Annotated in this window: 1 protein-coding gene; it reads right to left on the bottom strand. The window is 32.2% G+C overall.

What is annotated here, in order from left to right; all coding sequences use genetic code 11:
* Window positions 1-2 precede the first annotated feature (2 nt).
* Window positions 3-557: an REP-associated tyrosine transposase gene (locus FLB_RS00010; RefSeq protein ID WP_064713916.1), complete on the bottom strand. Its 555-nt coding sequence runs from the start codon at window positions 555-557 to the stop codon at window positions 3-5.
* Between the last annotated feature and the right edge of the window lie 88 nt (window positions 558-645).

A 645-nucleotide genomic window follows, 5' to 3' on the forward strand; every position in this document is an offset into this window, starting at 1 on the left:
ATCTAAAATAAATCCAACATCACAACCTCTAAATCATTTTCTAAGCCTGCATAATTTCTGGCAGAACTAAAATAATAATCCTCTGGTGAGCTAACTACTTTCTCTTTTACAGGATTGTTGTGGATATAATTCACTTTTTGTTTTATGAACCAATTGGTTTCTATTATTTCAGCGTGATAGCCGTCTTGCCATACTTTATAGCTTTGATCTCTTTTAAGATGCGCACACGCTTTTTCAAAATAGGCCAATAGCCACTCCCTGCGACTCTCTGGTTCTTCTATAATTGTTTGAATAATTTTCTTGGAGGTGAATTTTTTAAAATCACGCATGACATCAGATAAAATAAAACCATTCGTGGCTTTGCACATTAAATGGATATGACTGTGCATAATGCAATATGCATAAATCTCAAGTCCTTTTTTCTCCTGACAATATTGCAAAGCATTAATAATATTATACTTTTGGCTGAGTCGCGTAAATATATCAACCCAACCTACTGTTGTTATGGTTATAAAATATGCCTGATCTGTGGTTGTTGCTTTATACTTTGTTGACATTTTTTTTATTTAAAAATACAATAAAAGCTACAAAACAAACAAAAATGTAGCTTGTATTTCTTTGTTTTAAGTAGATTTGCCTTGTGGG

Origin of the sequence: Flavobacterium succinicans, assembly GCF_001662485.1 — a bacterium.
GTDB lineage: Bacteria > Bacteroidota > Bacteroidia > Flavobacteriales > Flavobacteriaceae > Flavobacterium > Flavobacterium succinicans_A.